We start from the raw sequence: 9,221 nt of genomic DNA, 5'->3' as shown, positions 1-9,221 counted from the left end.
GATAGTCCATGTGAAAAAACCGTACAAGAAAGAATTAAAAATGGCTCTTATGAACCCTCTCTAATGCCAAGGGCTGTTGCAACACTCACGAGCTGGCAAAGTGTGTGATGGTGCACCGGCTCGCTTCTTCAAAAACATAAAGATGGAGGTGTTCAATGGCTTTATCGTTATACCCTTCATGGTCGGCGCCATGAAAAGGGCCTGGGTGCCTTAAGAAATGTTTCTTTAAAACAAACCCGTGAAACTGCACACAATGGTGTGCTGTTTTACGTGAGGGTCGTAACCCCATTAAGAAAGAGCTTCACAAGCTCCTTGTAATATACGCAATCCTACTTATTTGCCTTATCCATTATTTTTTCCTTTCGATATTCGTTTAAGAGTACAGTTAAAATTCACTTAAGTTCATTTCTTTCTAGCTTACTAGCTTAATTAAATTTCCTTGAGATAATTTACTGTAAATATCTAAGAGAAACACCGGAATATTTTGACCACCCAAAAAGGGTATAACCCTATATTCCCCACTTTTACCCTTATGCTTTGTTGGGAATCTAACTTTCCTTGCTCTCACCTCATTCCTTGCATAAAAACACCAGCATCTGGATTAGCAGCAATTTAAAAAAACAATATTAAATAATGCTTCAGGTGATATGCCTTCCTCTTTCGCACAAGTTAATTGACTTTCCCCCACACCTCAAAGGAGTGAGATTCCTACCCGCCACGAGCCTGTCAAAAGTCCAGCATCTCTCGGCGGCTTCCTGCTACTGACCACTCACGCGATTCACTTCATAGGCGCGACAGACAAACCTTGCCCTGAAATACTGATCACGATATCTAAAAACATTCAAATATATAAAGCTTTTCATGCCTTATACCACCGCTCTAAACAACGGTGTTTTACGGCATAATAGGATAAGCTATCGTTTCGATCATTGTTTGCATAATTGTTCAATATACGGAATCCCTGTAAATTATCAATAAAAATACGTGATACCCGTAACTATAATGATGTAAATTAAAAGCCAATTTTAAATGAATGATCAGAAGTATCAAATATCCAAATGATGAAATAAATCCTCCACATCTTTTACAAAAAAAACATCTTCTCCTCTTTCACTTTTCTCAAAAATTTCAAGCGTCTCGCATGCTGGCACCATCACACACTTTGCCAGCTCGTGAGTGTTGACAGCCCTTAGCACTAGAGAGGGCTCATAAGAACCATTTTTAGTTCTTTCTTGTACGGTTTTTTCCACATGGACTCCCCCCCGCTTGTGACGTGCAAGCAAATGATTTTGATTGATTCAACATGGAATAGATTTGAAATGAGAAAATTTTACGATATTAGGGGGCTAATTCAACTTGAAGAACGCTAAATTATCATTATAAATCAATATATTGTTTCATTAGGAACATACATATCAAACGACAAATCCCTTTTCATTGACAACTTTAGTCAAAGCAATCCGTACAAAATAAGACACCGTAAGCCCTAGAGGGGCTAATATTTCATGGGCTTTTTTTAAATTCTTATCTATACATGCTCGCACAATATCTCTTGAATCCACCGCTATATTTATAAGTAACCCTCCTTTAGTTACTCTTTAATGAGAACCCAAATGAGCTACAATAAAAAGTTTCTAATGCATTAGATTTCTTGACCGTATCACATCTTTTGACTTTGTACGCACAGATGCGTTGTTGATCTCTTGTATATGTCTTTGTTGCAAAAATTGAACAGCTGTTTGAAGCTCGTTCACTAGCTTTTTATCCTGAAGTTGTTCTTTAGGGAGAACTTTTGATGAATCAAACCCATAGTTATGAAGTGCATCCCAAGACAACATTAAAGACAAAATCACGAAACGACATCGCTTTATCAGTATAAATTGCCAAACCCTTTTTTATCTAATCTCTGATCCTCCCTTATATGCAATGTATAAAGGATAGATTTTCGCCATTACACGAATCCCAAAACTCCTTCATCAACAACCGTTTTTCTTGGATAACCGTTTTGACTGACTGCTCTCACCAGCTTTTTCTTCTATACAACTCAAGAATTTTCATCCCTCTCTCAAGATCTCCCCTCCTCTAGCACACACAAGCCTCCAAGCTTTAGTCTTTATTCTTTTTCTTCCCCTCAACCATCATAAGAAGCCTCCCCTTTATTCAAAGGTCACCCGCTTGAAGTCTACTCAACGTTAGAAATATCCCCTTATATTCCAACAAATAATTCCCGTAGCAAATTTCCCTTCTATCTCTCAAAAGATTACCTGATTACTTACCTCACAGCATTCAAGATTCCTCAAAGCACAGCACCCACGTGTGCATCATGTTGCGTAATAACATCCATCAACTCTGTTACGACCGCATCCAACACTTCTCGTGCATCGCCTTCAGCCATAAGGCGGATAACCGGTTCAGTTCCAGAAGCACGGATAACGAGGCGTGCTTCTTTTCCCAACTTTTTCTCTGCTTGATCAATAGCCGTTTTAACAGGATTTTTTTTCAGGACATTTTTATTTTTAACCGTTAAATTTTTTAAAATTTGCGGTACAGGTTCAAACCGTTTACACAATTGGCTCATAGGACTTTGGCTTTCTTTCATACAGGCTAAAACCTGCAAGGCAGCCACCAAGCCATCACCCGTTGTGCCAAAATCACTGAGCACAATATGCCCAGAAGCCTCACCACCAACATTATATCCCTTTTGGCGCATGGCATCGACAACATAACGGTCTCCAACTTTTGTCCTTACAAGGTGCAACCCTTTGCCGTTCAAGAAACGCTCTAGTCCAAGATTTGACATAATTGTTGTAACAACACCATTGCACCGTAATCGTCCCATTTTATGCCAATTTTCAGCAATTACAGCAATCAACTGATCTCCATCAACCGTTTGTGCTTTTTCATCAACAATGAGAACACGATCTCCATCTCCATCAAGAGCAATACCCACATCAGCACGTACTTCATGCACTTTTCGTTTTAAAGAACTTAAATCGGTTGACCCACATTTTTGATTAATATTGGTACCATTTGGCTCATCATGAATAGCAAAAACCTCAGCCCCCAATTCCCATAAAGCACGAGGAGCCGCTTTATAAGCCGCCCCATTGGCACAATCCACAACAATACGCACAGCATCCAAGCGAACATCGCGCGGCAGAGTTCGTTTGGCATATTCAATATAACGATAAATATCCCCTTCAACCCGTTTTGCATAACCAATTTCGGCAGAACTTGCTAAAGATTTTGAAAGATCTGTATCGATTAATTGTTCAATTTTCGCTTCCATATCATCTGAAAGCTTAAAACCATCAGGACCAAAAAGTTTAATTCCATTATCATAGAAGGGATTATGAGAAGCAGAAATCATCACCCCAAGATCCGCGCGCAAAGAGCGGCAAAGCATTGCAACAGCAGGTGTTGGCACTGGACCCAATAAAAAAGCTTCCATCCCCGCAGCAGTCAATCCTGAAACCAAAGCGTTTTCCAACATATAGCCCGATAATCGTGTATCCTTTCCAATCACCACACGACGTGATTGATGTTGTGAGCGGAATAAAACCCCTACCGCCATCCCTACCTTCATAGCAAAATCGGGTGTCATCGGAAATGAATTGGCTTTCCCCCGAATTCCATCTGTACCAAAATATTTTTGTACCATACCTCTTTCCTTTAATATCTACTTTTTCCCTTTGACTTTTTTAAACCCCTAAAAGCCCCCTTGGTACAATAGTCCTCCTCTCCCCGTATAAAATCAGATCATTGATCTTAAACCTTCATGCATTTAGACAATCAAGCCCCCTATTCACCATCTACACATCTAAACCACTCTCAAACAATTATGTTACACCCTCACACATAAAAGAAATATTATCTCCTCAAAATGCTCTACACATCCCTTTAACACAACCAACGGATAATCTCACACACTTGCTAAATCCGTAAAGAAACTCAGCACCAAACCTCATACCCTACCAAATCAGCAAGAAAATCTATCACCTAACCTTACAACCCCTACCACATTAGAAAAGCAACAGTACACCTCGCCTTGTAGCATGCTAAAGCCGTCATCATACAACGGCTTTGCTTAATTTTTTTGCTTCCATATTTTTGCAAATATTGCAAGAAAGGCGCAAGCTTTGTTTGCGCCTTTCTCAAAAAATTTAGAAGTTTTCCTAAAACATCGTCACTCAAGCGTTCTTAAAAGGCTCCTATTTTCCTTTATCATGTCCCACCGTATTTGACTTTTTTTCTGCACTGCTTTTACTTTTAGAGCGGTTGACTGATTTTGTGGTACCTTTTGTGCTTTGCGCTTTTTTCTCAGTCTCATCCGATTGCACTTTTTTAGACTGAAGCTCCTTAGGTTCAACATCACTGGATTTTGCTGTTTTCTTCCCTACAGCTCCCTCTGCCTTACCCTCTTCTAGTTTATCAGTCTCTCCTTTATGAGTTGCTGTTTTAGGCGCTGTTTCAGCGTCTTTTTCCTCTGCACCTGCTGTCTCTACCCTCACTGTTCCAGTTTTTGGAACAGAGGATCCCCGTGGTGCAGCATTCTCATCTTTCTGTGTGCGTGAAGGAGGCTTTCCTGCAATAACTTCGTTAATTTCAGCTCCCGTTAAAGTCTCATATTCCAACAAACCTTGTGCCAAAGCAAACCATTCTTTTCTTTTTGTTTTCAAAATTTCTGTAGCATTTTTATAGGCATCATCAATAAGCTTACGCACTTCCATATCAATCATGCGCGCTGTTTCTTCAGAAACGTTTTGTGTTCGCGCAACAGAATGACCCAAAAAGACTTCATCTTGGTTATCTCCATAAGCAACATTCCCAAGCAGATCAGAAAATCCCCATCGTGTGATCATTGCGCGCGCTAATTTGGTTGCTTGTTCAATATCAGAAGAAGCACCGGAGGTGATATTTTCCTTTCCAAATTTCAATTCTTCAGCCACACGTCCACCCATCATAATGGCCAGACGAGAAATCATCCAACGATAACTCATGGAATAGCGATCACCTTCAGGCAATTGCATCACCATTCCCAAGGCCCTTCCCCTTGGGACAATTGTTGCTTTGTGGACAGGATCAGCAACTGGCACATTAAGAGCCACAATAGCATGTCCTGCTTCGTGATAGGCAGTGAGTTCTTTTTCTTCTTGTGTCATAGCGGTTGAACGACGCTCAGCCCCCATCATCACCTTATCTTTCGCATCTTCGAATTCTTGCATTGTCACGACTCTTTTATTACGGCTTGCAGCCATAAGAGCAGCTTCATTGACCAGATTCATCAGATCCGCACCGGAAAATCCTGGTGTACCTCTTGCCAAAATCTTCAGATCAACGTTGGGCGCTAAAGGCACATTGCGCACATGCACTTTCAAGATTTGTTCACGCCCAGAAACATCAGGGTTTGGCACAACAACTTGCCGATCAAAACGCCCTGGTCTCAATAAAGCGGGATCAAGCACATCAGGACGGTTTGTTGCAGCAATAAGAATAATACTTTCATTGGGCTCAAACCCATCCATTTCAACAAGCAACTGATTTAAGGTTTGCTCGCGTTCATCGTTTCCCCCTCCTAGTCCAGCACCCCGATGGCGCCCAACAGCATCAATTTCATCGATAAAGATAATACAAGGGGCATTTTTTTTAGCCTGTTCGAACATATCACGCACACGGCTCGCCCCAACACCTACAAACATTTCAACAAAATCAGACCCTGAAATGGTGAAGAATGGCACATTGGCTTCACCAGCCACAGAGCGTGCGAGCAAAGTTTTACCGGTTCCTGGAGGACCAACAAGCAAAACACCGCGTGGAATACGGCCTCCTAAACGTTGAAATTTTTGTGGTTCGCGTAAAAATTCAACAATTTCTTGAAGATCTTGCTTTGCTTCTTCAACACCGGCAACATCTTTAAAAGTAACACGTCCTTGCGCTTCATTAAGCAATCTTGCTTTTGACTTCCCAAACCCCATTGCACCACGTGATCCATTTTGCATTTGCCGCATAAAAAAGACCCACGCCCCCACGATAATAATAACAGGCAATAAGGAAAAGAGGAGATTGAGGAAAATACTATTTCCAGAGCTTTCAGGAATAGCTTTAACATTGACGTTTTTGCTTTCCAATTTTTGTATCAAACCTGGATCTCGTGGAGCATAGGTTGAAATAGTTCTATGTTCAATGGTTTTTCCTGTTAATTTTTGACCCTGAATGGTCACAGATTTCAACTCATTATTCTCAACTTTTTGCAAAAATTCAGAATAAGAGACCTCTCCACCACCAGAACGTTGACTATCTCCATTAAAGAAAGAAAACGACACAATCAAAATCAAAGCAATAACTCCCCAAATGAGGAGAGAGCGGTAATTGGAATTCATATTCAGCCCACTTAATCAAATATAGATTTCAAACAGTTCCCCTTAACATATAACCTTGTCAGCCCCTTGCCAAGGGATGAGAAGCTGTTTATTTTCTTTTAGAGTAATTTTTCTTTATCTTTTCACCTCAATATTAAAAAAAGGGTCCACAACATTTACCACAGCAGCATCTTCTCGCGAAGAAAGCCAATCGAAAGGTGCCATAATCCGCTTGATGATAACATTTTTATGAACAACTGCTTGAGAAATCAACTCTGGAATATCACACCCTTTGTCATTTGAGATCATCACCAGCGATTGTAAAGAGGGAAAATGAGGCTTTTCAAGCTCAAAATCGCTATTTTTTAATAAAAATTTCAGCTGTTCTAAATTTGCGGCTCCAACCTTTATAGCCTCATATCCATGATTTGTGATATGATAGCGCCCATCCCATATAAAAGTTTTATCTGGCTCAACGATAGCCTCTTTTATATTTCGCCCTTCACGCCACAAAGAAATTCCCTGCTTGTTATATTCAATAACAGAGCCCGCATAAGTAAAACGCTTCTTTTCTGGAGAATCGAGACAGAGTTTTTGAACAAGCATGCTTAATTTCTGATTGGGGAGCAAATAAAATCCCCCTCCCATCAGCACAGCAAAGAGCCCCACCACGAAAGGAAAACTGGAATGTTTCTGTAAAAATAGCGCAGGCTTTGCTATGAAACAACGTCCATGTTGGACAGTAATATCCAGTGCTAAGATCAAATCGGCAATATTTTGCGCGTGTTGACGACGCTGCAATGCGGCTTCATTTATTTTTTGAGCAATATAAGACAATTTTTGTGGAGAAAGAGATTGACGCACACGTACACGTTCAAAATTGCGATCTTCATTGGTTGGATCATCAATCCATGTTTGTCCTTGTAAGCGTAAATAATTCCGTAATGTTTGGCGTTTTACACCAAGGAGTGGACGAATCAAACGCACTTTTCTATGCAACAACGCCTCACGCGGAATACAGGATAAACCACGTTCATAGAGCGGACCATCGTTTTTTTCGGAAATATTTTTTCTTGTTTTTCTGGCATGAAACTCATCACGTATACCCTCGGCTTCACCGCGCAAAATACCAGCAAAACCACTGGCATAAACCTCATCGCGCATGGTAACAGCTTCACTATATAAAGCACCTCTGTTCTTTTGGAGACGTTGATACCGCATTTGATAGGTTTCAACCTGATCATTGAGTGTATGGCCCGTCATAATAACTGATGCGCCTTGTTTTTGTGCTTCTTTAACCAAGAGATCGTAACGTGCAACACGCGCGCTGGAAGCAATATGCGTCTTTGGCTTTTCGCCTTCCCATCGCACAGTGATATGTTGAATATCATGGACACGACAAATTTTCGCAACAGTTTCTGCCTCACGCATCGATTCTTTACGCAATTGATGATCAACCGTGACAACAATCATTTCTGGAGGAAATGCGAGAGTTTCCAAATGCTCTTTGACCAAAAACATCAAAGCCAAAGAATCACTTCCCCCTGAGACGGCAAGAATCAACTTCTGACATGGAATAAAATCCGATGTTTTAAAGAGATTTCTTGCCAGTCTAACGCACACCGAAAACGACCTCGCTGTTTATTTTGCAGGTTTACAAAAAACAGATGCTAATGTTTGTTGACGTTTTGATTTTTTCACAAAATGAGCACAATTGTCTTTATTTGGCTCAAGAGCGACCATACTTCTTGCTAATTTCAGTAAAATCTCGGAGGTATAGAGCTTCTTTTTATCTGCATACCATGCGGTAAGATAAACTTGTGCTGCTTCATGATAGCGTTTTTGTCCCAACAAAGATTCGGCCAACCAAAATAAAGCATCATCACTCAAAGAATCTTTTTTGTAACGATTTTGAAAAGCGCAAAAGCTTTTTTCAGCATCAACATAGTTAGCAGAACGAATAAAATCATACCCTTCCTTATACAAAGCTTTAGAAGAAGAAAGATTGTCACTCTGATGTACTTCAATTGGAGCTCTTACTTCATGCGCTTTGTTAAAGGATTGACTGTTTTCATGGTCATGGCTCTCCACCTTAGCTTCCACAGCAGCAACCTTTGTCTGAACACCTGTACTATGGTCCTGCTCCATCTCTTCTTTTACAGTCTGAGATTTTTCATCTACAGCAGACTTTTCAAAAGAACAAGAATAAACAGAAGAGGTTTCTGTATCAAAAAGCTCGTGAAACTGCTTGTTAACATTTTTTAGACTGTTATGCTCAAGCACCATTCGTATCTTATGTAAAAGCTTATCTAAATCATAATCTTGAAATAAAGCCTGTTGATTCTCTAAAATAATCCCTTGGTGCTCCGCAACACTAGTGGCTTTTTCCGCCGCGCTAGATGCTGCTTTATCAGCTGCTTCAGGAGCTTCTTTCACAGCATCAACAGCCTTATTAACAGCGTCAGTGGCTTTTTCTATCACATCAGATGCTGCTTTATCGGCTGCTTCAGGTGCTTCTTTCACTGCATCAACAGCCTTATCAACAGCGTCAGTGGCTTTTTTCTCCACATCAGATGCTGCTTTATCGGCTGCTTCAGGTGCTTCTTTCACGTCATCAGTTGCCTTATTAACGGCGTCAGTGGCTTTTTCTATCACATCAGATGCTGCTTTATCGGCTGCTTCAGGTGCTTCTTTCACTGCATCAACAGCCTTATTAACAGCGTCAGTGGCTTTTTCTATCACATCAGATGCTGCTTTATCAGCTGCTTCAGGTGCTTCCTTCACAGCATCAACAGCCTTATTAACAGCGTCAGTGGCTTTTTCTATCACATCAGATGCTGCTTTATCAGCTGCTTCAGGTGC

The 9,221-nt window shown here is 40.7% G+C and carries 5 protein-coding genes and 2 pseudogenes; 1 reads left to right on the top strand and 6 read right to left on the bottom strand.

Annotated elements, in window-relative coordinates; genetic code table 11:
* Positions 1-40: 40 nt before the first annotated feature.
* Positions 41-296: pseudogene (locus ACFIMU_RS04025) on the top strand (Arm DNA-binding domain-containing protein); the annotation flags it as partial.
* 750 nt (positions 297-1,046) lie between these two features.
* On the opposite strand, the gene ACFIMU_RS04020 reads toward ACFIMU_RS04025, so the two are convergent.
* The 6 genes and pseudogenes from ACFIMU_RS04020 to ACFIMU_RS03995 form a co-directional block, all read right to left on the bottom strand.
* Positions 1,047-1,250, bottom strand: coding sequence for a hypothetical protein (locus ACFIMU_RS04020; RefSeq protein ID WP_375696835.1), 204 nt, complete (start codon positions 1,248-1,250; stop codon positions 1,047-1,049).
* A 165-nt stretch (positions 1,251-1,415) separates the two neighbouring features.
* Positions 1,416-1,544, bottom strand: a complete 129-nt coding sequence (locus ACFIMU_RS04015; protein WP_375608109.1) for a type II toxin-antitoxin system RelB/DinJ family antitoxin — start codon at positions 1,542-1,544, stop codon at positions 1,416-1,418.
* A 752-nt stretch (positions 1,545-2,296) separates the two neighbouring features.
* A complete protein-coding gene (gene glmM, locus ACFIMU_RS04010; RefSeq protein WP_375609303.1) occupies positions 2,297-3,661 on the bottom strand; it encodes a phosphoglucosamine mutase in 1,365 nt (454 codons plus the stop codon).
* 550 nt (positions 3,662-4,211) lie between these two features.
* Positions 4,212-6,380, bottom strand: a complete 2,169-nt coding sequence (ftsH, locus tag ACFIMU_RS04005; RefSeq protein WP_375695940.1) for an ATP-dependent zinc metalloprotease FtsH — start codon at positions 6,378-6,380, stop codon at positions 4,212-4,214.
* A gap of 114 nt (positions 6,381-6,494) precedes the next feature.
* Positions 6,495-7,982: a tRNA lysidine(34) synthetase TilS gene (tilS, locus tag ACFIMU_RS04000; RefSeq protein WP_375696834.1), complete on the bottom strand. Its 1,488-nt coding sequence runs from the start codon at positions 7,980-7,982 to the stop codon at positions 6,495-6,497.
* An 18-nt stretch (positions 7,983-8,000) separates the two neighbouring features.
* A pseudogene (locus ACFIMU_RS03995) lies at positions 8,001-9,221 on the bottom strand (tol-pal system protein); the annotation flags it as partial.

This window comes from Bartonella sp. AC70YNML, assembly GCF_042196545.1.
Taxonomy (GTDB): domain Bacteria; phylum Pseudomonadota; class Alphaproteobacteria; order Rhizobiales; family Rhizobiaceae; genus Bartonella.
Note: the sequence above shows the minus strand (reverse complement) of the source record. Positions and strands in the feature narration are given on the sequence as shown.

What these genes read in the sequence shown, in the direction of transcription:
- ftsH (WP_375695940.1), bottom strand. Translation starts at nt 6,380, where the DNA reads ATGAATTCCAATTACCGCTCTCTCCTCATTTGGGGAGTTATTGCTTTG.
- glmM (WP_375609303.1), bottom strand. Translation starts at nt 3,661, where the DNA reads ATGGTACAAAAATATTTTGGTACAGATGGAATTCGGGGGAAAGCCAAT.